At 41.6% G+C, this 26,283-nt stretch carries 28 protein-coding genes; 6 read left to right on the top strand and 22 right to left on the bottom strand.

What is annotated here, in order from left to right; all coding sequences use genetic code 11:
* Positions 1-46: 46 nt before the first annotated feature.
* Both QFZ28_RS03530 and QFZ28_RS03525 read right to left on the bottom strand, forming a co-directional pair.
* Positions 47-2,044 carry a penicillin-binding transpeptidase domain-containing protein gene (locus QFZ28_RS03530; RefSeq protein WP_307193366.1) on the bottom strand — a complete coding sequence of 666 codons (1,998 nt, stop codon included), beginning with the start codon at positions 2,042-2,044 and terminating at the stop codon, positions 47-49.
* 205 nt (positions 2,045-2,249) lie between these two features.
* Entirely contained in the window at positions 2,250-3,158 is a 909-nt protein-coding gene (locus QFZ28_RS03525; RefSeq protein ID WP_307193365.1) for a M23 family metallopeptidase, read from the bottom strand.
* Between the two features lie 120 nt (positions 3,159-3,278).
* Between QFZ28_RS03525 and QFZ28_RS03520 the strand changes: the two genes are divergently transcribed.
* On the top strand, positions 3,279-3,695 hold the full coding sequence (locus tag QFZ28_RS03520; RefSeq protein ID WP_307193364.1) for a VanZ family protein: 417 nt from the start codon (positions 3,279-3,281) through the stop codon (positions 3,693-3,695).
* Between the two features lie 26 nt (positions 3,696-3,721).
* Here QFZ28_RS03520 and QFZ28_RS03515 read toward each other — a convergent pair whose 3' ends face one another.
* The 7 genes from QFZ28_RS03515 to QFZ28_RS03485 form a co-directional block, all read right to left on the bottom strand.
* The gene (locus QFZ28_RS03515; protein ID WP_307193363.1) at positions 3,722-4,690 is read right to left on the bottom strand and encodes a nuclease-related domain-containing protein; all 969 of its coding nucleotides are present in this window, start codon (positions 4,688-4,690) and stop codon (positions 3,722-3,724) included.
* 451 nt (positions 4,691-5,141) lie between these two features.
* Positions 5,142-6,170: a stage II sporulation protein D gene (gene spoIID, locus QFZ28_RS03510; RefSeq protein WP_307193362.1), complete on the bottom strand. Its 1,029-nt coding sequence runs from the start codon at positions 6,168-6,170 to the stop codon at positions 5,142-5,144.
* Between the two features lie 170 nt (positions 6,171-6,340).
* Complete coding sequence (gene murA, locus QFZ28_RS03505) at positions 6,341-7,651, bottom strand: UDP-N-acetylglucosamine 1-carboxyvinyltransferase (protein ID WP_307193361.1); 1,311 nt, start codon at positions 7,649-7,651, stop codon at positions 6,341-6,343.
* 32 nt (positions 7,652-7,683) lie between these two features.
* Complete coding sequence (locus QFZ28_RS03500; RefSeq protein ID WP_307193360.1) at positions 7,684-8,430, bottom strand: YwmB family TATA-box binding protein; 747 nt, start codon at positions 8,428-8,430, stop codon at positions 7,684-7,686.
* A 297-nt stretch (positions 8,431-8,727) separates the two neighbouring features.
* Positions 8,728-8,985 (bottom strand): DUF1146 family protein, encoded by a 258-nt coding sequence (locus QFZ28_RS03495; protein ID WP_307193359.1) that lies wholly within the window; start codon positions 8,983-8,985, stop codon positions 8,728-8,730.
* A gap of 197 nt (positions 8,986-9,182) precedes the next feature.
* Positions 9,183-9,362 (bottom strand): hypothetical protein, encoded by a 180-nt coding sequence (locus QFZ28_RS03490; RefSeq protein WP_307193358.1) that lies wholly within the window; start codon positions 9,360-9,362, stop codon positions 9,183-9,185.
* Between the two features lie 26 nt (positions 9,363-9,388).
* A complete protein-coding gene (locus QFZ28_RS03485; RefSeq protein WP_307193357.1) occupies positions 9,389-9,715 on the bottom strand; it encodes a general stress protein in 327 nt (108 codons plus the stop codon).
* 166 nt (positions 9,716-9,881) lie between these two features.
* On the opposite strand from QFZ28_RS03485, the gene QFZ28_RS03480 reads away from it, so the two are divergent.
* Both QFZ28_RS03480 and QFZ28_RS03475 read left to right on the top strand, forming a co-directional pair.
* Positions 9,882-10,091, top strand: coding sequence for an IDEAL domain-containing protein (locus tag QFZ28_RS03480; protein ID WP_307193356.1), 210 nt, complete (start codon positions 9,882-9,884; stop codon positions 10,089-10,091).
* A 68-nt stretch (positions 10,092-10,159) separates the two neighbouring features.
* Positions 10,160-10,411 carry a GlsB/YeaQ/YmgE family stress response membrane protein gene (locus QFZ28_RS03475; protein ID WP_307193355.1) on the top strand — a complete coding sequence of 84 codons (252 nt, stop codon included), beginning with the start codon at positions 10,160-10,162 and terminating at the stop codon, positions 10,409-10,411.
* Positions 10,412-10,592: 181 nt separating this feature from the next.
* On the opposite strand, the gene cls is transcribed toward QFZ28_RS03475, so the two are convergent.
* The 3 genes from cls to QFZ28_RS03460 form a co-directional block, all read right to left on the bottom strand.
* Entirely contained in the window at positions 10,593-12,092 is a 1,500-nt protein-coding gene (gene cls / locus QFZ28_RS03470; protein WP_307193354.1) for a cardiolipin synthase, read from the bottom strand.
* Positions 12,093-12,174: 82 nt separating this feature from the next.
* Complete coding sequence (locus tag QFZ28_RS03465; protein WP_373428037.1) at positions 12,175-13,047, bottom strand: CheR family methyltransferase; 873 nt, start codon at positions 13,045-13,047, stop codon at positions 12,175-12,177.
* On the bottom strand, positions 13,044-15,827 hold the full coding sequence (locus QFZ28_RS03460; protein WP_307193353.1) for a CHASE3 domain-containing protein: 2,784 nt from the start codon (positions 15,825-15,827) through the stop codon (positions 13,044-13,046). The genes QFZ28_RS03465 and QFZ28_RS03460 overlap by 4 nt, the downstream gene beginning before the upstream one ends.
* Before the next feature lie 170 nt (positions 15,828-15,997).
* Here QFZ28_RS03460 and QFZ28_RS03455 point away from each other — a divergent pair, with 170 nt between their 5' ends.
* Positions 15,998-16,465, top strand: coding sequence for a Dps family protein (locus QFZ28_RS03455; protein WP_307193352.1), 468 nt, complete (start codon positions 15,998-16,000; stop codon positions 16,463-16,465).
* Between the two features lie 40 nt (positions 16,466-16,505).
* On the opposite strand, the gene QFZ28_RS03450 is transcribed toward QFZ28_RS03455, so the two are convergent.
* The 6 genes from QFZ28_RS03450 to QFZ28_RS03425 all read right to left on the bottom strand — a co-directional run bounded on the left by QFZ28_RS03450 (position 16,506) and on the right by QFZ28_RS03425 (position 20,968).
* On the bottom strand, positions 16,506-17,654 hold the full coding sequence (locus tag QFZ28_RS03450) for a PP2C family protein-serine/threonine phosphatase (protein WP_373428107.1): 1,149 nt from the start codon (positions 17,652-17,654) through the stop codon (positions 16,506-16,508).
* A 72-nt stretch (positions 17,655-17,726) separates the two neighbouring features.
* Complete coding sequence (gene sigB, locus QFZ28_RS03445; RefSeq protein WP_307193350.1) at positions 17,727-18,518, bottom strand: RNA polymerase sigma factor SigB; 792 nt, start codon at positions 18,516-18,518, stop codon at positions 17,727-17,729.
* On the bottom strand, positions 18,484-18,966 hold the full coding sequence (gene rsbW / locus QFZ28_RS03440; RefSeq protein ID WP_307193349.1) for an anti-sigma B factor RsbW: 483 nt from the start codon (positions 18,964-18,966) through the stop codon (positions 18,484-18,486). The genes sigB and rsbW overlap by 35 nt, the downstream gene beginning before the upstream one ends.
* Positions 18,963-19,289 carry an anti-sigma factor antagonist gene (locus tag QFZ28_RS03435; RefSeq protein ID WP_307193348.1) on the bottom strand — a complete coding sequence of 109 codons (327 nt, stop codon included), beginning with the start codon at positions 19,287-19,289 and terminating at the stop codon, positions 18,963-18,965. The genes rsbW and QFZ28_RS03435 overlap by 4 nt, the downstream gene beginning before the upstream one ends.
* 237 nt (positions 19,290-19,526) lie before the next feature.
* Complete coding sequence (locus QFZ28_RS03430) at positions 19,527-19,871, bottom strand: hypothetical protein (RefSeq protein WP_307193347.1); 345 nt, start codon at positions 19,869-19,871, stop codon at positions 19,527-19,529.
* Positions 19,872-20,035: 164 nt separating this feature from the next.
* Positions 20,036-20,968 (bottom strand): magnesium transporter CorA family protein, encoded by a 933-nt coding sequence (locus QFZ28_RS03425; protein ID WP_307193346.1) that lies wholly within the window; start codon positions 20,966-20,968, stop codon positions 20,036-20,038.
* Between the two features lie 129 nt (positions 20,969-21,097).
* Between QFZ28_RS03425 and QFZ28_RS03420 the strand changes: the two genes are divergently transcribed.
* Positions 21,098-21,364: a hypothetical protein gene (locus QFZ28_RS03420; protein WP_307193345.1), complete on the top strand. Its 267-nt coding sequence runs from the start codon at positions 21,098-21,100 to the stop codon at positions 21,362-21,364.
* Positions 21,365-21,477: 113 nt separating this feature from the next.
* Here QFZ28_RS03420 and QFZ28_RS03415 read toward each other — a convergent pair whose 3' ends face one another.
* The 3 genes from QFZ28_RS03415 to QFZ28_RS03405 all read right to left on the bottom strand — a co-directional run bounded on the left by QFZ28_RS03415 (position 21,478) and on the right by QFZ28_RS03405 (position 23,775).
* Positions 21,478-21,954: a TraR/DksA C4-type zinc finger protein gene (locus QFZ28_RS03415; protein ID WP_307193344.1), complete on the bottom strand. Its 477-nt coding sequence runs from the start codon at positions 21,952-21,954 to the stop codon at positions 21,478-21,480.
* Between the two features lie 369 nt (positions 21,955-22,323).
* Positions 22,324-23,475, bottom strand: coding sequence for an AI-2E family transporter (locus tag QFZ28_RS03410; protein WP_307193343.1), 1,152 nt, complete (start codon positions 23,473-23,475; stop codon positions 22,324-22,326).
* 150 nt (positions 23,476-23,625) lie between these two features.
* Positions 23,626-23,775 carry a hypothetical protein gene (locus QFZ28_RS03405; RefSeq protein ID WP_307193342.1) on the bottom strand — a complete coding sequence of 50 codons (150 nt, stop codon included), beginning with the start codon at positions 23,773-23,775 and terminating at the stop codon, positions 23,626-23,628.
* Positions 23,776-24,099: 324 nt separating this feature from the next.
* Here QFZ28_RS03405 and QFZ28_RS03400 point away from each other — a divergent pair, with 324 nt between their 5' ends.
* A complete protein-coding gene (locus QFZ28_RS03400) occupies positions 24,100-24,825 on the top strand; it encodes a hypothetical protein (protein ID WP_307193341.1) in 726 nt (241 codons plus the stop codon).
* Between the two features lie 83 nt (positions 24,826-24,908).
* On the opposite strand, the gene QFZ28_RS03395 is transcribed toward QFZ28_RS03400, so the two are convergent.
* The gene (locus tag QFZ28_RS03395) at positions 24,909-26,210 is read right to left on the bottom strand and encodes a hemolysin family protein (RefSeq protein ID WP_307193340.1); all 1,302 of its coding nucleotides are present in this window, start codon (positions 26,208-26,210) and stop codon (positions 24,909-24,911) included.
* Positions 26,211-26,283 lie beyond the last annotated feature (73 nt).

Genomic DNA, 26,283 nt, shown 5'->3' with positions numbered 1-26,283 from the left:
AGTCCAAATATCCTAAAAAAAAACAGAAACCAAAGACTGGTTTCTGTTACTTTATTTTCATGTAAACATTTTTTACTTTTTTCACCGGAATCTGTGAACCGCCGCGATCCAAAACATTTTCGACCATCATGGCGACCATCAAATTTGGTGAGTTGGTGTTGTAGGCAATGAACCAGCCATTCTCCGTCCCTTTTTCACCCTGCTTTTGTTTGATTTCAGCCGTACCGGTTTTACCTGCGAGCGGGTAGTCTGCGATTTCTGCAGAATGCGCCGTACCTTCCGAGTCACCGACCACCTTTCTTAACAGTGACGAAACGTTTGTCGCAATTTCAGGCGAAACGACTGGTTTCTCCGTTTTTTCCACGTCCAGCAATAGGGATGGTTTAATCATATTGCCACCGTTCACAAATGGAGTATACGTTTGCAGCAAATGCACAATACTCATTTGAATTTGCCCCTGACCATAACCGGAGTCTGCTAAGGCAATCTCCTTATCCAAATTCCCAATTGTAGATTTTTCAAGCGGGAATGGATAGTCGGACTCTTCTTCAAAACCAAATTCCTTCAAACCAGCACTAAACGTATCTTTACCAATTCCTAATGCTGTCTGCGCAAAATAAATATTATCCGAGAACAGCATTGCTTGTTCTAGATTTACAGGGTTCGCTTCATGAACTCTCGTTACAAAATAATTGCCCCATGAAGCATCCTTTTGCCATTTTAATCCCTTAATATCCAGCGTTTGCTCTGGGGTAATAATGTTATTCTTAAGCCCGATAGACGCCGTTAGCGGCTTAAACACAGAACCTGGTGCATATGCCTTATTAAACCTGGTGGTCATCGGCTTTTGTGGATTTTCCTGTAATTGGTTCCACTCGTCACCTGAGAAGCCCAGGGTGGCCTGATTTGGGTCAAATGATGGGGAGCTGACAAGTGCCAGCGTTTCACCCGTTACAGGGTCTATCGCCGCTCCTGCGCCTGCCTCACCAACAAGCTCTGCATATAGGCTGTTCTGCAAATCAATATCAATGGTGAGCTTTATTTCCTGACCATTTTCAACTGCTTTTTCAGCAAGTAGTTCGGTGCTGCCATCAGGTTTCTTAATCGTAATTTTTACACCGCTTTTCCCTTTGAGCTGTTCGTCAAAAACTTCCTCAAGCCCTCTTTTTCCAATTAAATCTGTACTTGTATAACCTTTATCCTTAAGCTTTTCAAGCTCTTCCGCGGTAATCGAGCCAACATAACCGATTAAATGTGCCGCGGCTTCCTTATATGGATAAATCCGCGCTCCCACCTTTTTCGTTTGTACCGGTTCTAGGGCGACTAATTGAGCGATACGCTCCTGGTCATCCATTGAAACCTTCTTTAATGGCACGAACAAATCTGGCTTCACCCAACTGGCGGTAATGGCTTTCTCAATTTGTTCTGGTTTCATTTTTAACAGGCTGGAAAGTTGCTGAATCACAGGCTCCTTCTGCCCCTCAAGCTTACCCGGGACCACACCGACTTCATACACCTGTCCATTCAGAGCCAATCCGTTACCTGCACGGTCAAAAATTTGTCCGCGTGTTGGCGATGTATTGCTGATACCGATTTTGTCCCCATCCTTCAATTGCGGAAAAATATACGTCGTGTTCCAATCGACATACCAGTTATTCTCTTTGTCACGTTCTTCTTTTTTCAGCTTAGCTTTGTGTGTAAAATGGATTTCTCCGGCGATGCTGTTCATGGATGCAGAAAAATCATACATGACAGTGTCTTTATCCTTTGCCAGTTCTTCTTCTCCTGGTTTTTCGAAAGATATCTTGAGGTCTTTAATTTGCAGGTCATCGTAGATTTTTTGATAGCGGTTCGTGAAGTCTTCCTTCGAGATTACCTCTTTGGAACCCTCCGTTAGGTAATCGTACATCTTATCAAACTTCTGTTCATTCCATAGCTTTATGTATGCGTCTAATCGGTCCTGTGGTGTCGGCTCCTTACTGCAGCCCGCTGCGACTATTGCAAACAGCGCCACCATTAACAGCACCCCAATGATCTTTTTCAAAAAAACTCCCCCCTTTTTTACCCATTTTAACATATTTAGGTAAAGGTTGTTTTCGTAAAAATCGTTGTTAAAATCCTAAAGCCGATTTTAACATGGCACATACTATTCTGTGCATGAAATTAATATTGCAGGCTCTTTTCTTACGAAAAAGAGCCTAGGCAAAAAAAAAAGAGGAAGGTAGATTCCCCTTTCCCCTTTGTTACGATTAAGAATTTGTTTTTTCTGTAGACTCAGAAGATTCGTCTTCGGATGGAGTTTCGCCTTCTGAAGGAGTCTCATCTTTAGATGGTGTTTCATCTTTGGATGGAGCTTCCTCTTTAGATGGAGTTTCCTCATTTGAAGGAGTTTCCTCTTTCGCCGGAGCTTCTTCTTCCTCTATCATTTGCTGCTTTGCATTATCTTCTTTTCTTTGTTCCGTTGTAGTGTCGTCATGTAAATCACTTACTGGTTTATTAAAAAATTTAGTAGGATTAACCGCTACACCATCTTTACGGATTTCAAAATGTACATGTGTTCCAGATTCTTCATCAAACAAGCTTTGTCCAGCCATGGCAATCACTTGTGATTGTTTTACTTTGTCGCCAACCTCAACCTTCACATCTTTAACCGATTGATATTGTGTTACAATACCTTTATCGTGTTCGATTTCAATGACATTACCAAGGGTAGCGTCTTCTTCCACTCTCGTAACTGTTCCACTTAGGGCAGATACGACTTCGAATGTTTCGCCATCTTTGGATGTGAAGTCAACACCAGTATGCGGAACATACGTATTGTTGTAAAATACTAATGCGGCTTCTTGTTGTTCTTCACTTGCGTTGAAATCATAGAATTCCATTTTGACTGTCGTCTCCATTGGATCCTTCACAGGCATTTTTAAGTTTTCTAAAGCTGAGTTAACTTCAAGTGCCGGAGTATCGTTCTTCTTACCTGTTAGGTCTGAAGACTCGTAACCGTACTTGTCAGTTGCGTTGTCGCTGCTTTGATACCAAAGAACGGCTGTCAGAATGATTGCTGCACTTGCAATATAAATGGCTGGAAATACCCAACGCTTTTTGAAAAAGCGTTTAACACTGGAACTTTGAGAAGATCGTTTGTTTTCTTCCTCTCTCATTTTCATCACCTCAGCAATCATTCTGAACAGATAAGTAGAATTATATACACTAGCAAAAAAATTTTTTGCACTTATTTTTCGATAAACACAAATTTTTTATGCATCAAGGAGGAAATTTTTTTGAAATACGTATTACGATTACTTCCGATTGCCTATATGGCGGTAATTTGGATCATGTCGAGCCTTCCATCCAACCACTTTGTCGAACTCCCGGATTCCCAGATTGATCGCTTTATTAAAGAATCCCTGCATTTGATAGAGTTCGCGATTTTATATGTATTGCTAGTTTTGGCCTTCCTCACGAAGTGTGAACGGTTTAGTATGGGACTAAACGTACTCTGTGCCGTCGTAGCTGGACTATACGGTCTGACGGACGAGATTCACCAATCCTTCTACCCTTACCGTTCCGCGTCCTGGTTTGACCTCGTTAAAGACGTCACAGGAATACTAGTGTGCTTCTATTTTATTCGAGGCGCACTGTTTAAAGGTCGATTTGTGTGGTTAGGGAAGGTGCTTGGGTTTGTGAGGAAAATGTAGCCACTGCGTTCTGCGCGGTGGTTTTTTTATTTTGTTGTCGGCTGGTGATAGACTCGGCCTTTGAACTTCCCTGTACGTGGTAGATTCATTGTAGCAAGCAATTGATGAATGATTTTTCGGGATTTGATTTGTAGAAGTCTGCGAGCCTCTGCGTTCGTAATAGAAGGTTTAATGAGAAGGAAATAATCGAGAATTTTTTGGTGGTGGGCGATTTTAGACTTCATTTTGCATACGGGACAGGTCCATGTTCCTGCATGATATCTCATTTGTGAAGAACAGCATTGTGTTTTCTGACAACGAACTCCTGTCATTAGGTCATCTGAGGTCAATTTAAAATGTTGAAGAAGATCAGGATTATCTGGGTTATTTTTTGCTAATATAAGACGATTCAGTTTTCGTAGTTCCTTTTCTTCTAGCAGTTCAGTTTTATATTCGTTTTCAATTTGTTCAATTTTTTCAAGCAATTGCTCGCTGTTGCAAACACTTCTGCTGTATTTATGATTATAATCGATATGAATTTTGGATTTTTCATTACTATTTACAAAAAGATAAAGGATGGGTATATCGGTGAAATGGTGCTCTGCCAACCAGCGTTTTAGCTTTATCGACTGCACTTTTGCTTGGAGAATAGGATTTTTGGTCCGTTTGCCATCGACGGTAACCTGATTGAGCAGCTTGGCAAAATGCCAATCTTTTGATCTGTTTTTCACTTCATTCACGAGGATGAAACGGGGACATATAAGAAGAATATCAATTTGGAAAAAATATTTCCCTAATTGAAGACGGATATCATGATAAATCCTGTAATCCTCGTTGGAAGCTAGGTCTAGGTGAAACATAACCGACTCTTCCCCTCGAAAACCTAAAAGCCAGTTGTTATATTGGGTTAAAATTTCGTACCTTTGCCAATGATCATCCTCTACACTTCTAAGGAGCGCCTCAAACTTTTCTAATCTTAATGATAGCTTGCACTCTTTCATAATCAACTGCATCATTCCTTTCTGTTTCCTAACTAAATTCAGCTAATGTATCACAGAATCCTGCCGAAACTTGTGTCAGATTTATGATTATTTCGATTGGAACGTACCGATTCTGTGATTTACGTGCCAAATTTATAGTTTACGCGCCGTTTTCTAAATTTACGTTCCAAAATTCTTTTTTACGTGCCAAACCCACCAAAAAGCCTGGCGAACGCCGGGCTCAAGTCATTGTTTATGTTTTTTAAACATGTTCGAGGTGTTATCTTTGTCTTACCCATTAATTCTAGTTCAAAGATTTATGACCTTTTTTAAGGAAAACCCCGCTTACGTGCCGATTCTGTGATTTACGTGCCAAATTTATAGTTTATGTGCCGTTTTCTAATTTTACGTTCCAAAATTCCTTTTTACGTGCCAAACCTCCCCCACCCACAAAAAAACCAGACCCACAAGGCCTGGCTCCCAAATCTTATTTCTGCGCCGTAATCGTCGCAATCATGCTATCCGCTGAGGTGACTTCAACCCCCTGATAATAGTGCTTCACAATCTCTTGATAGTCCTTCCCATCGGCAGCCATGCCGTTTGCGCCGTACTGGCTCATACCGACGCCATGCCCGAAGCCGCGGGTGGTAATGACAATGTTGTTACCTTTCCGTTCCCAGTCAAAATCCGACGATCGTAAATCCAATTTTTCACGAATCTCTTTTCCCGTCAGAACCTTGCCGCTGAAATCGACTTTGGCAACCCGCTTGCCAGCCGTCCGCTCAACTATTTTTCCAATTGTCCCGCTTGACCCCAACTTAACCCCAAGTGCCGCTTCAAATTGTTTAACGGTAATCTCCTTAACAGAATTAAATTTTGGAGAATTTTTGTCCCATGGGCTTGATACGCTACGCAGGTACGGCATTTCATTGTTCCAGTAGTCCTCAGAGTTTTCGGTATAGCCATTACTGGTGGAGAAGAAGGAGGCGTCGATGGCCTCACCATCATAGGTTAAGATTTGACCGCTCGTGGCCCGAACGGCAGAAAGGATCTTCGCGTAGTTCGATTCAAACTCCATGCCCCAGTTATTTCTCATTTGCTCTTCGCTTAGATAGACCTGATGGAGCTGGGTGTCCGTTACCTGAGCACCTTCAGGGACATCAACATTGTCTTTGCTTAGCATTTTTTTTACGATATAGGTTCTCGCAGTCAGGGCTTGTGCCTTCAAGGCTTCCTCCTTGAATTCAACCGGCATTTCCGCGGCCACCACCCCAACAAGATAGTCTTCTAGTGGAACGTTATCGATTTGTCCGACAGAGGAGCGGTAAACTGCCACTTCGACTGCGGCATCGGCGGTAGATACAGTTTCGTTATTTGGGGCCTCGGTGGATAGGTCTTCACCTAATTTACCGCTGACCTTTCCATCCCCAAAAGGCAGTACTAAAACAGCTGGAATGAGTAAGGTGAGGGCAAATAAGAATGACGCTAGTAGGATGAGTGGTTTGAATTTTTTCATGTAGGAGCCTCCAATTATGAAATTTGCGCACCCCAACCTGGGCTGCTTTCTCATTCCATCATATGGAGGCGGACAAGCTTTTATGACTAAAAATAGATTCTAGAATATTCAGAAAACAAATATACATAAAAATAAAAAACCGAAGAGATACCCTCTTCGGCTCTTATAAATTACGCGTTCAAATCGCTAATATAACTATTTACTTCTGTAAAAACTTCCTCAGCTTCCTTGACACGTTCGATATCCGCACCTAATGAAGCTAATTTTCCATGGAAGTCAACGTAACCACGGTCTAAATGCTTTAGTTCCGTTACGCGTGTATTACCTTCAGAAACCAACCCTGTTAAAATCAAAGCCGCAGCTGCACGAAGATCCGTTGCAGAAACTTCAGCACCTTGTAAGTTAGAAGGACCGTTAAGAATGACTGAACGTCCTTCAATCTTAATATCGGCATTCATCCGGCGGAATTCCTCAACATGCATGAAGCGGTTTTCGAACACCGTTTCAGTGATCATTGATGTGCCTTCTGCACGAAGTAAAAGAGCCATCATTTGTGATTGCATATCTGTTGGGAAACCTGGATGCGGCATTGTTTTAATATCAACAGCTTTAAGCTTTTCAGGACCGATGACGCGGACGCCATCACCTTCTTCAATAATCGTAACGCCCATTTCTTCCATTTTTGCAATTAAAGAAGAAAGGTGTTCAGGAACAGCGCCTTGTACAAGGACATTTCCGCCCGTAATGGCACTAGCAACCATGAAAGTTCCCGCTTCGATACGGTCAGGAATGATGTTGTGGTCAGCGCCAAACAGTACATCAACACCTTCAATACGAAGAGTGCCCGTGCCTGCGCCGCGGACATTTGCGCCCATTTTATTCAAGAAATTCGCTAGGTCAACGATTTCCGGTTCCTTCGCTACGTTCTCAATGACGGTAGTACCTTTAGCTAACGTTGCCGCCATCATGATATTTTCAGTTGCACCAACACTTGGGAAATCCAAGTAAATCTTTGCACCCTTTAAGCGGCCGTCAACCTCCGCTTCGATAAAACCATTTCCAACTTTAACCTTTGCGCCCATTGCCTCAAAACCTTTAAGGTGCTGGTCAATTGGTCTAGAACCAATCGCACATCCGCCTGGAAGTGCCACACGCGCACGACCATTGCGCGCCAATAAGGATCCCATTACGAGAACAGATGCACGCATTTTACGAACATATTCAAACGGCGCTTCTTCTTTCAACACTCTAGATGCATCAACGACAACTGTATTATTGTCAAAGGCAACCTCAGCATTCAAGTTGCGCAATACTTCATTAATTGTGTATACATCGGAGAGTGTAGGTACATCACGAATTACACTTTTTCCGTCACTTGCTAATAATGTGGCAGCGAGTACAGGCAGGACCGCATTTTTTGCACCTTCTACTTTTACGGTTCCATATAGCCTTTGTCCGCCGCGGACGATGATCTTTTCCAAGAGTATTCCCCTCCGCGTCCATTTTCTCTATATTAATATTCAATCGTAATGATTGGTGTGCCAACTACAATGGTAGTCTTAGCGCCCAATCCTTCGGAGCGTATCCCAATTTGTAAATTCATGTCCCGCGCTATGGAGTCTGAAAAAATTGGCGAGTTCGCCGATACAGACATGAAATTATCCTCTTTTAACGCTTCGATTTCTTTTGCATCAAAAATTTCCATCAAGTCACTAGTTATAGTCGGAACTGCTTTATCCATCTTATCACTGATGCTGCCCTTCATACCAGAGAAAATTGTTGGATTTCCTCGAAATATGTCAGAAAGCCTATTTTTGACTTGATCCTTCGTGAAAAAGGACTCCATCTCCTTGTTCCACTCGTTACCGCTGACCCTATATACTATATACGCATTAACAGGTTGTTTTGTGTGGGTTGCCATAATCTGAAGCATTTCTGTGTGGTGTTTAGAAGTTGGAGATACTGCTGTTACTTCCCATTTTTCGCTGGTCTGACTTGTGGACCAATCCCAATCAGGAAACTTTTGCTTAAGCTCCTTAACATATTCCTGCACTTCTTTCTGTGTCGTCAGGTCAACCAAATGCTCCCGTGCATAATACGACCATTCTTCGAGCAAAATATCTTCTGTTTGAAAAGCGTCAGCGATTTTTACCAAATCAGGCTCACTACTTGCTGCCGTTAACCGACTGCCAAGCACCGCAATCAAACCAATCATCACCAATAAACTTATACTAAAAAGTACCTTTGTTTTTCTCTTCATCTCTACTCTCCCCCTTACTACCATTGTTACCAAGGGGAGGAATAGCATACTTGGGAAATGTCGACACTTTTGGACAAGCTTTTTGATGCAGAAGATTTTTTGGAAAAATTAACTAGTTCCTGCGTCAGATAGGTTCAAGTTTCTGCATTTCATTACTCTAGTACGAAGCCATTTTGATTTGCTTAACTGTATATCCATCTATTTTCTAAGTTGTTAACTTTTTCTTTAGATTGCACTTTTTTTCACACAAAGAGAATTGTACTCAATTTTTCACAAAAAAGATACATGTACGAAGACCTAAATTTTTACCAGTTGTATGTATTGTAAGATTAATGGTAACTGCCGCGACCAAGAAAGGTAGTCTAGGAAGAAGTTACTAACCGACGATCCAACCACAATCGCCAACAATATATAAAGTAATCGCGCCTGAAAAACATGATTCGGTTTCAGCAGCTTATCCAAGCGAATCGACTGCAGCGCCCACCACGCCAACGCAATAAACACCAGATGCGAAAAAATACTCAACAACGCAACCTGTCCAAAATTCTCCATCAAACCCCTCCTTCGGTGCCTGTCACCATTTATGCAAAAAACTGCGTTTATGCATAAATATGTGCATACCATACTGACGGATGAGAACTTTAAAAGTTTCGTTTTTATTATAGCAAATTTTTAACGCATTAACTGCCTAAACACTGGTTATGTGTATGACAATCAGTGTTTAGGCAGTTAATAGGTAAATTTGATGTTGTTTAGATTCCATTCCAAATCCTGCTGATTCTTAACGGAACGTATACTCTGTCGCCGTGGATCTCCTTATGAATAATTGGTTTTCTAAAATAATGCATGAGTGACTGGCTCTCGTTGTTTTTATGCCTCGCTCGTTTTCGAAATCCTTTTAATTTCTCAACACTTTGATTAGACCTCTTCATGATTATTTCACCTCTTTGATTTTTATTTAAGCTACTTTAGTTGCAACGACAACGACTTTTCCATGATCCATTTGTTCTTCACAACGTTCTGCCGCCGCTTCAGATAACCCTAGTGACTCTAACTTTGCACGAAGTTCATCCCCTCGCGAACGAAATACGTTGGCAATCGATTCGAAGAACCCCTGCTCCCCAACACCTACAGGGCTTATATCCAGTGCATCCGTTAGGTGTTCAGAACGGTTTTCGTCATGAGCTAATAGATAAATTTCATCCTTTGTGAATCCCTCCATCATAAAATTAGCGATTTCCCTTTTTGCCTCGAGTCCATTTTCTACAATCTTTACGTTTTCCATATATATTCCTCCTCAAAACTTATTTGTCAGCTGATGTGTCAGCTTGTACCTGTTATATATCCGCATCTTTAATCAACCAAACCTATTTTTTAAAAAAGTTTCAATCAACAGATATTAGGGTATTAAACTTTTAGTTATTTTAAAAAAGGATTATGGGAGGTATAAGATGAAGACAAAAGCAGAATTAATTACAAAGATTAGTTTGTTAAAACAGAAGATTGACCAGTGTCTGGATGACCGTGATCGCGAAGGATTTATTCGATTATCATACGAGTTAAAGGTTTGCCAGCGTTATCTGGGATCGCTTATGAACAACCCTGAGAACCGATTAAAGGGTCGTTTAGAACAAAATCGTGATAAGTTTTTTCATTTATAAGTTTAGCACCTAAAATTTAGGGTATTTAACAACCAAGCTTAGATGAAAAATAGAAAGGAGAGATTTTCATGGGATTTATTTGGTCATTACTTATTGGAGGAATTATCGGTTGGTTAGCAGGAGTGATTCTGGGGCGTGATGTTCCAGGCGGAGTAATCGGAAATATCATTGCAGGGTTCATCGGGGCCTGGATTGGTTCCGCTTTAGGCGGCTTTGGACCTGTCATTGGAGGATTTTACATCTTACCAGCCCTCCTCGGTGCGATCGTCTTTGTGCTTATCCTGAGTATTGTGTTAAGAATGATTAGACGAAAAGCATAATATAGAACGAAGGGAAGACTGCAAAATGCTGCAGTCTTCTTTTTTACGCTCTCTTCGAATTTGTTTTACCTTCCCTTATCCGATTTCGCACTTTTCATCTCAGTCACTCCAACCCCCTGCTTCCCCGCAATTAACTCTTATCCCCACATAAAAGGCACCTGTCATAAACAGATGCCTCCTCTTAGAGCAAACCCGAGAACAGCCGGGCAAAGGATTCTTTCCATTTAACCCTCAACCCTCTCTTATAAAATGCAACCGGCCTTACACGCCTGCATTCTTTAAGGTCCTCTTCAAAATGAGTAACAAGGTCGTCAATACTGCCTGAGCCTGTTAAAAACAAATTAACCTCAAAGTTCAAATGAAAACTGCGCAGGTCCATATTCGCTGTTCCAATCGTGGCCATATCTCCATCGACAATAATCACTTTTTTATGTAAGAAGCCTTTTTGGTAGGTGTAGAGTTCAACCCCTGCACGAAGGAGTTCCGGAAAGTAGGATTGAGTGGCATATTGGGTGAAGAAACCGTCATTGCTCTCAGGCACCATGAGCCGCACTTGAATGCCTTTTTTCGCAGCCACCTTTAGTGCTGTCATAATGGCCTGGTTTGGAATAAAGTACGGTGTCGCAATCCAAATCGATTCTATTGCACTCGAAATCAAGGCGTAAAAATGATCACCCATGTCCCGGGTTTCCGGTCCACTAGCGACGACGTGAACAAGACCATCCCCTTTAACCGGATCCGACACGAGATACCGGGGATCTTCAAACAATTTCTCTCCACTAACATACTTCCAATCTAATAAAAAAACAGCATGTAGTGTCTGGACCGCTTCTCCTTCCAGCAAAACATGCGTATCACACCAAAAACCAATCTTGTGATCCTCACCAAGATATTCGACGCCGACATTCAAGCCGCCGACAAATCCAACTTTCCCATCAATGACAATGATTTTTCGATGATTGCGGAAATTGAACTTCTGCGTAATCCATCCGAATTTAAGCGGCAGAAACGGGTGAATCTGAATGCCGGAGTCGGCCATTTTCCTTTTATCCTGTTCGGAAAGGGCGAAACTTCCGAACGCGTCGTAGATCAGCCTGACCTCGACCCCTTCCTTTACTTTCGCAGTCAAAATCTCCATCAGCTCCTGACCCAGCCGGTCATAGCGAAAGATGTAATACTCTAAATGAATAAAGTCCTTTGCTTCCCTTAACCTCTGTTTCACCTCTTCAAAAGTTTCTTCGCCATTTTTTAAAATTTTAGTACTTGTATTCTGGTTTTGATCGGTTAAAGTCACCCGTTCAAGATACCTAACAAAACCTCGTTGATGATCATTGAAAGTGGGCGGTACCTCTAAGGGACGCGTATTTTTACCGAGGGCCTCAAATAACTCGCGGTCGCTAGCACGCTTGCTCCTAAAAAGTTTCCCTTTAAAGAGTAATTGACCTGAATAGATATAGAACATATAGCCGAAAACAGGTACTAACATTAACAGGCATGTCCATAACAGCGTTTTCGGTACTGGCCGATTTTGAAGCCATAACTTCGCCACCGTGAATAAAATAATCCCTGCATACAAACTGATACATATGGCTTTCCACCAAAAAGGGAATCTTGTAAAAAGAACCATCCAGCAGAAAAAAAACATGATGATGACAAAGAAAGTCTCGATTCTTATTTTCATAGGAGTTCCCCTCACAGTCTTTTTAAAAGAAATACCCCTTCAATAACCCTATCAAACATTAAAAAAGATGCCTGACACAGGGTCAGGCATCTACTTTTTTCCGATATATTTTTTCATACGTATTAAATTCAACATATTTCATACCCTTTGGCATGCCTAGAATCGATTCTTTACTTCCCAGGCCAATGAATCCGCCGTCCGCCAGGCTGTCATAGAACAGGCCATGAACCTGTTGCTGCAGGGTGTTATCAAAATAGATCATGACATTGCGGCATAGTATTACATGAAATTCATTAAACGAGCTGTCACTCACCAAATTGTGCTGGGCAAAAATGAGGTTCTCGTTCAAGCTGGGTGAAAAATAGGCAAACTGATGGTCCGTTATATAGTACTCGGAAAACGCCATTTTCCCGCCCGCTTTCAAGTAATTCTTCGTATATTGCTGCATTTTTTTCAGCGGAAACGCTCCCTTTTGCGCAGCCATAAGGGCTTTCTCATTCATATCTGTAGCGTAAATTCTTGTTTTCTCCAGCAGACCCTCCTCCTGCAAAAGGATGGCCATGGAATAAACCTCCTCACCCGTCGCGCAGCCGGCATGCCAAATCCGGATCTCAGGAAGCTCCCGAAGCAATGGCACCACTTCGTTTCGAAAGGCGGCAAAAAAACTTGGATCTCGATACATTTCCGTCATCCGGATGGAGAAATCATTTAACAGCCGCTCCAATACCCCTGGTTCGTGGAGCACTTTTTCCAATAAAGCCGTAATCGTTGGAAGCCGCTCCGCCTTCATCCGGTTTAATATCCTCCGGCCAATCGAACCCCTGACATAGCCTCGGAAGTCATATCCATACATTTGATACAAGCCCTCAAGCAGCAATTTGATTTCGATTTCCTGAAGCTCATTTGGCTCCAACAGATTGATTTCTGTTACAATTTCCTTCGTTGTTTTGTTCAATCTTCATTCACCTGCTGTGTCAGCCATACTCGCATTAACGAGAATAACTGATTGATATTTAATGGTTTCATAATATAATCGGAAGCACCAGCTTCCATACACTTGTCACGTTCGCCTTTCATCGCCTTGGCCGTCAGCGCAATAATCGGCAGTCTTTCCATTTCCAAGTCCTGCCTAATCGCCTTCATCGCTTCATAGCCGCCCATCACCGGCATCATGATATCCATGAACACGAGGTCAAAATCTGCTTGCTCTTGTAACAATTCAATCGCCCGCTTCCCGTTCTCCGCGACTTGAACCTTCACTCCTTTTTTCTCCAGAGCAGCTACAAGTGCATATACATTCCGGCGATCATCTTCTGCTAACAACACTTTCTTCCCTTTAAATAACTGGTCATCAGAAGCCTCCGCTTCCACCACCTCAACCGTTTCTGATTCTTCTTCAATGTCAGGCTGCTGTTCCTCTGCCACCTCAACTACACTTACTGCCACCTCATCAAGCGCCAATTGGTTAAGCCGACGAGCATATTCGGCTGCTTCCAGTCTGCCAGGGATATACAGGGTAAACGTGCTTCCTTTATCCGGCTCGCTTTCAACCGTAATCGCACCGCCAAGTAAACGGGTAAATTCACGGCATATCGATAACCCCAAACCAGTCCCGCCAAATTGCCGGTTGGTCGTGCCATCCACCTGTTGAAATGCCTCAAAGATAATTTGCTGCTTCTCCTTAGCGATTCCAATACCTGTATCAGTCACAGAGATGGCAAGTACCATTTCCTCCTCATCCAGACCATGCAACAATTCCTCGACCTTTTCTGGCCTAGCAAGGTCAATGTTTACTGTTACGGAACCTTGTTCGGTAAACTTAAAGGCATTCGACAATAGATTCTTCCAAATTTGCTGCAGGCGCTGCCCGTCTGTTGTAATCACAGCAGGGACATTTGCAGCTGTATGCACCTCAAAGGTTAGATTCTTTTTTTCTGCAACCGGATCAAACATGTTCTTCATCATCTGTGGAATTTCCGTCACGTTCACTTCATCTTTTAAAATTTCAATCTTACCTGCTTCAATTTTTGATAAATCGAGGATATCATCAATCAGCCGCAGCAAATCACTTCCGGCCGTATAGATGACCCGGGAGGAATCCATCACTTCTGATGAATCCATTTCCCCGTCATTCTCCATCAGCATCTGAGATAGAATTAGAATACTGTTTAATGGCGTACGCAGCTCATGTGACATATTCGCGAGAAAATCCGTTTTATACTGCGAGCTCATCTGCAGTTTCCTAGAATAGTCCTCCAGTTCATCCTTGGCTTTTTTCAGCTCAAACGCCCTTTGTTCGGCGTAATGCTTCTGTTCTTCTAAATATTCATTGGTAATCCGCAGCTGTTCCTGCTGCATTTGCAGTTCTTCTGATTGGGCTTGAAGTTCCTCTGACTGTGCCTGAAGTTCTTCGGTTAACACCTGTGATTCCCCAAGCAGCCTTTCCACTTCCATCCGTCCGGCTACATTGGTAATCGCAGAACCGAACTTATCCTGAAGCAAATCCAATAAGGTTAAATGCTGTGCATTAAACGGTTGAAACGCCGCAAACTCAACTACCGCTTCCACCCTGCCATCGACTAAAATCGGCGCAACCAAAAGATTACGCGGAGATGATTCTCCTAGACCCGATGCAACTTTAAAATGTTCCTCTGGCAGCTTATCAGTCAGGAAGATTCTTTTATCCATTGCCGCCTGACCAATTAACCCTTCTCCTAACCGGAAACTCGCCGCAGCCTTTTCTTCAGTGACAATGGCATAACCGGCCTCTTTCACATATCGAACTTCACTGCCTTGATTTCTGCGCAGGTAAACAACGCCGTAGACCGCCTCCAGCATTGGAGTCAACTTGGTGATAAAAGCGTGCGTTAATTCTGTCAGGTCCGTCATTCCCTGGTACATGGTCGAGATTTCCGCTACGCTTTTCTGGACCCAATTCTGTTTCTCTAGATTGCTGAGAAGCTCGTTCATCGCTTCTGCTAGTTCGAGGGTTTCATCATGTGTGCTGACCTCGATTCTGGTGGAAAGGTCTACTTCAGTTTCTTTTGAATCCGTAACACTTTTAATCGTGTGGACTACCTGCTTAATCGTTTTGACAATCGAACTTGACAGAATTACCGCCGTTGCAATCGTAATCAAGGTAACCACTATGATAAGGGCGTACAACGTAATTTTTAAATTGTTATTATCCTGGCTCAACTGCTCCACACGCTGGTTTGTCAGCTTCGTTTGATTTTCAAGAAAGGAATCGAAATGCTCCCGAAGTTCATCCGTTTTCTGTTTGCCTGTATTATCCTTAAAGTACTCATCTATAGCAATCTGGTTATTTCTCTTTTTTTGATTAACCAAGAATTCTGCTGTACCGTTAGCGTAGTTCATAATCAGCGGTTTCATTTCATCTAATTTCCGCTGCTGCGCCCCGTCATCTGCCAGCAGGGAATGGAGTGTATTGTAGTTTTCAAGCCAGTTCCGGCTGGCTGAATTATAGGGCTCGAGGTATTCTTCATTACCGGTAATCACATACCCTCTCATCCCTGTTTCCATATCTAAGACATTTTTTTGTATCTCATTTGCTATATTGTGAACCTCCATATCATGCTGCGTTACAAAATCGACCTCTTTTTGCATCGCCGACATCCGATTCATAACGATCAGCAGGGAAAGGACTAAGCAAATCAAAATGAATAAATAGCCTGCAATAATTTTCGTATGGATATTGAAATGGAATCCCTTCATTCTACGCTTCCCCCTTTGTAAAAATTTAGCTGACTCTATCATATCGTTTCTAGCAATCTCACCCAATGGGAAATAGGACCCAACCTGCTGCTATAAAAATTTCACTAGTTTCAAATGGTGGTCAAGAGGGTATCTAAATAGGGACACTACAATAATAGGAGGCTAAAATTATGGCAACAACTACTAAAACGAAATCGAAAAACAATTCCGTAACCGATACTCTTAACAGGCAGGTGGCGAACTTTTCGGTTCTTCATATGAAACTGCATCATTTCCACTGGTATGTAAAGGGAGAGAACTTTTTCACTCTGCACGTTAAATTTGAGGAACTTTACAAAGAAGCTGCCTTGCATCTTGATACGATAGCGGAAAGAATGCTGTCGCAAAGGGCATTACCAGTGGCAACCCTTACGGATGTCCTGGAACTTACCACATTAAAAGAAGCGAAAGGTGATGAAGATGCCCAGCAAATGGTCCAATCACTGGCCGATGATTTTGAAACGATTTGTAACGAACTGACGGAAGGAATCTCGCTTGCCGAGGAAAATGAAGATCAGCCAACTGCCGATATGCTCGTTCATATTCGCACTTCATTAGAAAAACATAGATGGATGTTTGAAGCTTACCTAGGCGAGTAAAAAACATAATGGGGGTGTCAGCCAAAACGCTGACACCCTTTTATGATGAAGCATTTGTAGAAATCAATACGAGACACATATCATCTTTTGGAGGATTAATCCGCTCCCAGCCTGGCTGCAGCTGATGAAGCAACGCCGCAGGATCTTGCATATCCCCCGCCTCCAAAGCGCCAATCAGCTTATCCGTTGAATCCTCGTATTTCTCCTCCAGCCATTCTGATAACCCATCCGTAAAAAGGAGAATCCGGGCAGATTCGGAATAAGGAATGACCCCTTTGGTGACGTCAATCTCCTCAAAAAAACCGAGTGCGCACGAACCTTCTGTTAAAAGTTTCACTTCCTGGTCGACAATCGCAATCCCCACAGGATGACCAGCATTAACGTACTCAATCGTTTGTTTTTTTGTATCAAGGACAAAGTAAATCGCTGTAAAATAGTAGTTCATTAAACTATCAGGGGTATGAAGCTGAATCATCCGCCTATTCAGTTCCTTCACGACCTTTTCTGGATCTGCGATTCCCGTAATCGTATCTTTTAACGCAGAATATATGTACATCCCTACAAGAGAGGATGAAATCCCGTGACCCATCATATCAAGCAAAATGACGCCATATTGATTTGGGCTAATCTGATACCAGGCATAGAAATCGCCGGCAAGCTCAAAGGTAGGCCGGTACACAGAAGAAATGCTGATATCCTTTTCCTGAAGGGGGCCGCTGAGCATGCTTCTTTGCACCTGCCTCGCCAGGTCGAGTTCATATTGAATGCGCCGGTCCCGTTCCTTCCGCAAGTCTTTTTCTTGCTTTAACCGCAGAACGGATCGAATCCGGGCGAGTAGCTCGATTTTATTAATTGGCTTCATTACATAGTCAAGCGCTCCCGCATCCATCGCCTCGGCCATCTTATTGGAATCTCCCATCGCCGTTACAAAAATAATCGGCAGGTCGGAAAAACGTTCGTTGGCCAATACTGTGCGGCAGGCTTCAATGCCATCAATTTCCGGCATCATCATATCCATTAAAATTAGGTCTACCGGTACATCGCCGGGATTAGGTGTATCAAGCTGCAAATACTGATATAACTCCGCTGCAGATGACAGCATAAGCAACCTATTATAGCCAGCTTTCCTCAGGATTTTCTCGACAATTATTAGGTTTGTTTTATTATCATCTACAACGACAATCTTCATTGGCATTGGGCTTTCCCCCTTTTGCAAAAGATGACGCCTGACCTCCGTACGTTTTAAGGGTCAGGCCGTTTACTAGGTCGAACCGTCTTGTTTGGGGTTAGCAGCAAGAACCTTCCGCAATTTTTCAATCGCCTTTTTTTGCAGGCGGGATACATGCATTTGCGAAATTCCCAGGGATTCCCCCACTTCACGCTGGCTTTTGTTATCGATAAACGTCCACTGAATAATTTGCTTTTCCCTATCATCCAATACATGAAGGGCACTCTCCACCAGCAGCTGCTGATCGACTTTTTCATACCCTTTATCCTCTGAACCGATCACGTCTAACGCTGTAACCCCGCTGCCATCGGAACCAGTTTCAATCGTTTGGTCCACAGAGGCGGTTTGATATCCTTTTCCTAACTCCATTGTTTCGAGAACTTCCTCTTCAGAAATCCCTAAATACTCAGCAATCTCATGGATCTTTGGTGAGCGTTGATAGCGATTAGTCAGCTCGTCCACAGCTCCATTTAATTTTGGCCACGTTTCTTTTATTCGTCGCGGTACATGAACATCCCACGTCTTGTCCCTTAAAAATCGTTTAATTTCACCAATTACCATCGGAACTAAATAGGCCTCAAATGGATTCCCCGTGCTAGGGTCGAACCGTCTAATACTCGACAATAATCCAATCATCCCTACCTGCACGATATCTTCATGCAAATTCCTGCCCTTGGAGTATTTTCTTGCAATGCTTCCGATCAGATTGGTGTACTGCTCCACTAACTGGATTTGGGCAGTCTCGCTCTCGTTCTCCTGAAACTCCTGGATCAATGCATATATTTCTTCCTTAGTTCGTTTCGCGGTCTGAGGTGGCTTTGTCATGATTTTCACGCTCCTCGCCTAGATACTTCACCATGAAGACCGTTACTCCGGAAGTATTTGACACACGGACTTCATCCATGAGCGTTTCAATCAGAAACAGACCTAACCCTCCCTCTGTTAATTGGTCGACTGTACTTGACTCTGTATATGGGCCAAGTTCACTTTTTGTCTGTAAAAAATTAAAGCTCTGACCGCTGTCAGCAACCATCGTTTCTAATTTATCCTCATAAATGCCGAAGCCGACAATCACTTCTCCGCTTTCCTCATCCGGATAAGCATGCTGTACCGCATTTGTGCACGCTTCACTTACAGCAATTTTAATATCCTCAATTTGCTCATATGTATAACCCATATTGCTGGCTATTCCTGAAATCGTTAATCGAATCACACCAACATACTCTGGTTTGGCTGGAATCTTCATTTCGACATAATCCATCACTTGTTTCATCGTCCCCCATCCTCTTCAATGTTCATAATCGTACTCAAACCAGTAATTTTAAATAACCGTTTCAAGCGGTCTGATAACTCAACCAGTTTTAGTTCTCCCTCATTATTGTTCAACTGCTTGAGCAGCCCTACAAACACTCCAAGTCCAGTACTGTCCATGTAGGAGACATCCTTTAGATTCACCGTAATCACTTTATTCTTGCCCTCCGTAAGTGGCAGTAACTCCTCTCGAAGCTTCGGCGCTGTATACGCGTCGATTTCTCCAGAAACACTCACGAAAATTTTCTTATCATCACTCTGGTGTTTTTCTATATTAACTTTCATACCATCACCTCTGAAAATATTTATTGTTTTACATACCCTCTATAATAGAAAGCTAAACCTATTTTTTAAAAAAATATTTTTCTAGCATTATACCAGAGCAAGAAAGAGTTACGAATAGACACAAATTCCTAGTTGAATAGTAGTGATTTAGATAGATGAAAGAGGCTTGCACCGATTTGTGCAAGCCTCCTTATATAGTAAAGGTTGTGTATGGTAGATTAAGAATCAGTTACGATTTTAATAGTTACTTTTATTCTTCGATTCCGATCTCGAATCTTCATTCCCTTGCTGAAATTCTTTAGCAGCATTCTTGGAAATCGAATCACCATATCTTAGCCTGTCATTCTCTTGTTGGACATTTTCACCGCTTAAAAAGGCTGGGTCGCCATCTTTTTGCCCCTGCTGACGTGACATCTCTCGTAAATCTTCCACAATCTCATCGCCAGGGAACTCTTGCTTCATCGAAGGATCTTTACCGTCGTTATATCCCGTTCGTCCTTTTTCGTTATTGTCGATAAATTCATTTTCATCCTTACGGCGTAAAGATTCCAATTCCTTGTCATCTACATAATTTTTACCCATGTTAGTTTCCTCCTTTTCGATTGCTGTCTTTCATTCCTATCGGTCTTACCGAACATGCAACCACATACTTCAACCACCCTCTTTCTACTCTTTCGTGATGATCAGGTTAGCTAGTTTCTAACCTTGATAGTGTTGTACCCGATAGGGCAAGACTCAAACCTTTTTCAATGAAAAAAGGAACCTTTCTTTTTCCCTTTTAAAAGATCGCCTGTCCAGCCTTTTGTTCTTATGTATCCATAGAGAAGTACGGTCGACAAACCGATGGAAAGAAGTGCAACAAGGTAGCCATACTTCCACTCGAGCTCAGGCATATGTTTAAAATTCATTCCCCATAGCGCCCCTAATGCCATAATCGGAGTGAAAACGATTGTCAGGACCGTTAAGGTTTTCATAATTTCATTGCCCCGATGGGAGGATATAACCTCTTCTAAATGAATAATCGAGTCTAATTCCTCCTCATACTCCCGTATCAGTACCATCGCCCGGTCAATCCGCTTGCACGTCCGGGTAAAAATTTCTCCGTTGTTGACGTTTGGAAAATCCGTTTCGTCTATCGCCATTTTCAGCTCTTGGACTGGAATCAATAGATTTTTACAAACCAACAGTTCATGACGCTGATGAAAGACATGTTCCAAAATCCGCATTTCATTCCTCTTTTTCAAACCCCACATCAGTTTATAGAGTGACTCCTCAAACTGGTCAATCTCGGAGAGTAAGTCATTAACCAGCTCTCCCAGCAAAAATAAAAAGCCATCGACTGCATTCTCCGCTTTATTTAGCTGCCGCAGCATGACTTCTGGGTCCAGTTGTTTAAAAGTGGTAAATTCTAAATCAACCGTAAATAAGGTATTGCTAGTTATATAGAAATGAAAGATTTGATGGTCTTCTTCCTCATCTACATTTTGTCTATAAATAAGCGACCCATTCACAACCCTTTCCTCATCGATCAACCCATGCACTTTCACGCAATTGTTATCGTTTTTCCGAACACTCATTAACCAGTTTGATAGCATGGTCTCCTGATCCCACACTGCATTTAGCTCATTCTTATTTAATTGAACCCATTTCCATTGATCAAAATTGACATTTCTCTCCATCCTAATCCCTCCTCCCAGGTCAATCCTTTGATTCCCTTAAAAAGAGTAAATCAAACGTAAAAAAATGTTTCATAGAGAAATGAAACGGGTATGTAAAAAACAAGTCCAAATTCAAAGGAGGTTTTCATGATGAAAAAGAGCGTAAGTATGGGCTCACTGGTAGCAGTAGGAATTGGAGCGTCAGCAGTATGGCTATCAAACAAACCTAACCGAATTAAAGCCGAAAGTATGTTACGAGACTTGAAACGTAAGGTGATACCGAACGTATACGAGAAATCAGAGCAACTTCCAATCGAAAAGGCCGGCAATCCGCACCCGAAGGATCTTCCCGATAACGAAATGGTCAGTGAGGGTGCACAGTATGCCGTTCAATTTTACAATGAGAAAATTCAATAATAGAGCATGAGTTGGGATCCTTAGACCCCAACTCTTTTTTTATTTTCGATTATCTACCTAAAAATGTCTTCCTTTCTCTCGAAAAGAAGACATTTTTTATTTACGAATAAATTTTATGATGATGAATTTCCATGCACGCTTATTAGTTCATCCACGGTTTGAATCCGCTTATCTCCTCTTACATCTTCCTCCGGGGTTAAAAATGACGGATCCTCCGGAAGGCTAGCCACTTTCTCTTGCTCCTGCTCTTTTTGCGCTTCTACCGTTCGTTTGGCATACGGCAGGGCTTTAAGCCTTTCATAGGAAATGGGTTCGCCAGTATCGACACAAACGCCATAAGTTCCTCTCTTAATCCGCTCCAAAGCCTCATTCACTTCTTCAAGGAGATTGCTAGCTGTATCATGCAAAATCTTTTGTTTTTCTCGTTCTTCTAATTGTGTAGCCGTATCCGCAAAATGATTATCATAGCTTGTTAATTCTCCGTCATCCTCGAACGCTAAAGGCTGACTGGCTTCTACCATTTGGGTGGTTTCTTCTTTAAGCTGCAGTAATTTTTTCTTAAAATAGCTCAGCTCTTCTTTTGATAACATTTCTTTTCCCTCCCTAACGTATTTCCTTTTATTTACCCATTACTGTCTAAACTTGAAACTCTGTCATACAACTTGTTGATTTTATTTAAAGGCTCTGTTATTACTCATAGTTGATTTTCGTGTAGGGTTGAGAATTCATAGGCGGAGAATTTCCGGCTATTGTATATAGAGGAAGCTTAAGAAGCAGATATAAGCGGAGATATTCCGGTTAACTGCTTTAAATAAGACAAATTCCAAGGATTTGGATACAATAAGCGGAAAAACTCCGCCTATTTTTAAGGAAATATAGGTATTTCCCAAAATAAACGGAAATTCTCCGTTTATTTTCCAAACACAGTGAAATCAACATTCAGTTTTAACAGAGCCTATTTAAAATATCGCATCATTGTAGACTTGAGTCTCATCATGGTTTTCCCCGTTGATGATTTTATCCTCTATTGATTTCTCTTTTCTCAGCTTCCATAACCGATAGGTATGGTGGACGATCACCTTTATGACCGCATACACGGGAACTGCTATGATTAACCCGAGAACCCCTCCTATACGTCCCGCTGCAAGTAACAAGGATATAATCGTGAGCGGATGAATCTCTAGCTTTTTCCCCATCACCTGAGGTGAAATAATGTGCCCTTCAATCTGTTGGACGACAATCATAACAATGAGGACTTTTACCACCATAATCGGTGATTCGATACATGCAATAATCAGTGCAGGAGTAACTGCAAGGATTGGACCGATAAACGGGATGACATTGGTGAACATCGAAAAAATTGCAAGAAGAAGGGAGTAGTCAAGGTCAATAATCAAATAACCGATAAAAAGCATGACACCTATACAAAAACTAACAAGAATTTGTCCTTGGATATAAGAACTGAGCGCCTCATCTAAATCTGCTAATATCTTTCGTCCATTTTTCTGCTGCTGGGCTGGCAAGAAACGAAGAATATACTGAGGCGCCTTTTCGCCTTCCTTTAACATGTAATAGAGAATAAACGGAACAGTCACTAAGACCGTTACAATACTCGCGAGTATCCCGATGATATTCATTAAATTTGTTCCAATAGCAGCGAGACTTGAAGAAACCGACTTTTTAATCGCTTCGGAAGCCTTTTCTAAATTAACACTGTCATTTTCTTGTAACTGATTGATCCATTTATTCTGCTCGAGCTCAGTCACTTTGTCGGGTATGTCCTCCATAAGTTGAGGCGTGCTATCGACGAAACTCTTCATTTGCTCTTTCAGAACGGGGCCGCCAAGAAAGATTAATAATGCGATTAATACACCGAATAGTACATAGATCAACAGGATAGAAAATGTTCTTGGAATATTTTTTAACTGAAGATAATTTACCAGCGGGCGAAACAAGTAATAGAGCACCCCGGACAACAAGAAGGGGAAAAACAATGTTTGGACAAGTAAAAAGACAGGCTGGAAAATAAAATCAATTTTCATTGCTATAAAAATAATTAAAAAAATAAGCAAAAGACCGTAACCAAATCGAAACGCCTTCGTTTGCAGCATGTTCCTCACCTCCAATTAGCGAAACCCTTTAAGGGTAAATACCCGTTCTTTCATGAAGCTAATCCCACATTTACAAAATTGAGTAGGTATGCAAAAAGACATGCGGAGCACCGCACGTCTTTTGATTTTCTTATTTCTATTAGGAAATGTTTATTTCTTATTAACCGTAGGTGTAATGTTCAATTTTCCAAGTATATTTTTTACTTTCATTCTGTTGGGTTTAGACGCGAACCACTTTGCGACCGATACTCCCATTCCTAAAACCGTTAAAAGTCCTTTCATCGATAAAACTCGTTTCATATAAAGACCTCCTTTACATCTCATTTCAAGAAAAGAAGCTTGTAGAAAATCTGATTCATCATCAAGGTGAACGTGTAACCTTGTTTATGTAGTACCACCTAATGACCATTCTAAAACTCCTTTTTCTCTATTTAATCGTTTTGAAATACTCGTAATCTATCGAAATACTTTTAAAAAGTTATTTTAAAAGGTTTAAGGCAAGATATATCGGGTATTTAACTAGTAAGTCACACGAACTGTTCGTTTATTTAGGAGAAAATGCAGTGATAAAAAGGTTGGGGTGCTTTGTACCCCAGCCAATTTTTTGGATTCAGAGGTGAAAAAATGAATCTATTATTTTTACTCATCTATTTCATCATCATTACGGCTGTCATCGAAATTTTTGTGGTTCTTTTTCGGCTAACCGACCTGAAATTGGAGGTTTCCAGGTTTCAGGTTATTTCATTAATGACAGGTACTGGTTTTACGACTGGAGAGTCTGAGCTGATTTTAGGTCACCCGGTTCGCAGGAAACTAGCCACATTTCTAATCCTATTCGGGGCCTTCTCACTTGCTGTTATCATTTCATCGATTAGTGCGATTTTATCAGAGGGTCTTCGAACAAAAGAGATTTTCTATGGTGCAGGCGGTGTTCTGCTTGTCTTTGCTATTTTAAAGCTGAAAACTGTGCAAACTAAGCTGTCCAAGTTTTTTAAGCAAGAAATGAAACAGAATATTGAACTTGGTGATCTGCCAATGAGAGATATCTTTATGTCCGAAAAACAAGACAAGCTGCTAAATCTACATATCTATAAAGAATCTTCTCTCTTTCATAAACAGATCAATCAAGTGATCCATGATCATGACGAGTTAGAGTTTGTTGTATTGTTTATTAAAAGAGGCGAATTAAAACTTAGAAGAAATATCTATCAGACAAAAATACACGAAGGCGACCAAATTCTGTTATTTGGTGAAGAAGACGTACTTTTCAAGTTATTTAAAAATGACATTAAAATCATGGAGGAAAAGCTTAAAAATACCCAACATACGCCGGTTAATGAGCACCAATAACCATCATAAAGGCGGTTCGACCCAATCCCAATACGGAGATAAAAGGCACACGTTATCTAAAATGACGTGTGCCTTCCATTTGCTTAGCTGACAATTTTTTTTACATCTAAATACAAAATATGGTGACCAACAGCCTCACGGACTTTGAACAGGTATCCATCGAATTTAGCCTCTGTCCCAATACCAACGTCAAAGTTTTGTGTAAGAAACCAGCCGCCGATCGTATCGATTCTTTCGCCTGATATGTTTGTACCGAGTAAATTGTTAACATCCTCAATTAACACTTTTCCATCCAGTAAATAATGGTTTTCCTTTACCTTTTGAATCTTTGCTACTTCATCGTTATCAAATTCATCTCTTACCTCACCAACAATTTCCTCAATAATATCCTCAACTGTCACTAACCCAGATGTACCGCCGTATTCATCGACAAGGATCGCCATTTGCGTTCGTTCTTTCTGCATTCTCACCAATAAGTCATGGATCGGGATGGTTTCAATCGCTTTAATCACAGGTTTAATGAAGGGTCTTAGACTCCCTTCTTCCTTATGATTTTTATTCATTTCTTGGGCCGTTACCATCACTTTAACGTTAAGAATGCCTATAATGTTGTCTTTGTCACCCTCCATGACAGGATACCGGGAATAATGCTCCCTTCTTATCTTTTTTAAAGCCACATCAATGGAATCGTTAATCGATAACGAACTGATCTCCGTCCGGGGCACCATTATTTCTTTTGCCACTCTCTCATCAAATTCAAAAATATTGTTTACATAGTTTAATTCATTTTGATTGATTTCACCCCGCTTATAGCTTTCCGACAACAGCAAACGAAGCTCTTCTTCAGAATGAGCTAATTCTTGTTCGGATTCCGGCTTTAAGCCAAAGAGACCGACCAGCACCCTGGCAGAGCCATTTAGTGCCCAAATAAAGGGCCGCATTACCTTGGTAAACCCTATGATTGGAGCAGCTAACAGGAGTGACACCTCTTCGGCTTTATGAATGGCCACGGTTTTCGGGGCTAATTCCCCCACTACGACATGCAAAAACGTCACGGATGCAAAGGCAAGAATAAAAGAAATAATATGTGAAAGCGACTCATTGATATTTAATACAGAAAACAAGGGATGGATTAGTTTTTCCACAGTGGGTTCTCCCAGCCAACCGAGTCCGAGTGCCGTAACGGTTATCCCTAGTTGACATGCTGAAAGGTATTCATCTAGGTGGTTTACTACCTTTTTAGCAGAAACAGCACCCTTTTTCCCTTCCGCAATCAATTGATCAATTCTAGATGGACGAACCTTTACAATCGCAAATTCTATCGCCACAAAAAAGCCCGTTAGTGCAATTAAAAGGGCTATCAATAATAGATTTATAATTGTCATTGATTAGCCTTCCTCCCTTCTTATAAAAATAACAATCCGAAATCACGTAGATCCGGATTGTTACCTGATTGAA

The sequence above is a fragment of the Neobacillus niacini genome, assembly GCF_030817695.1.
Classification (GTDB): Bacteria; Bacillota; Bacilli; order Bacillales; family Cytobacillaceae; genus Neobacillus; species Neobacillus niacini_F.
Note: the sequence above shows the minus strand (reverse complement) of the source record. Positions and strands in the feature narration are given on the sequence as shown.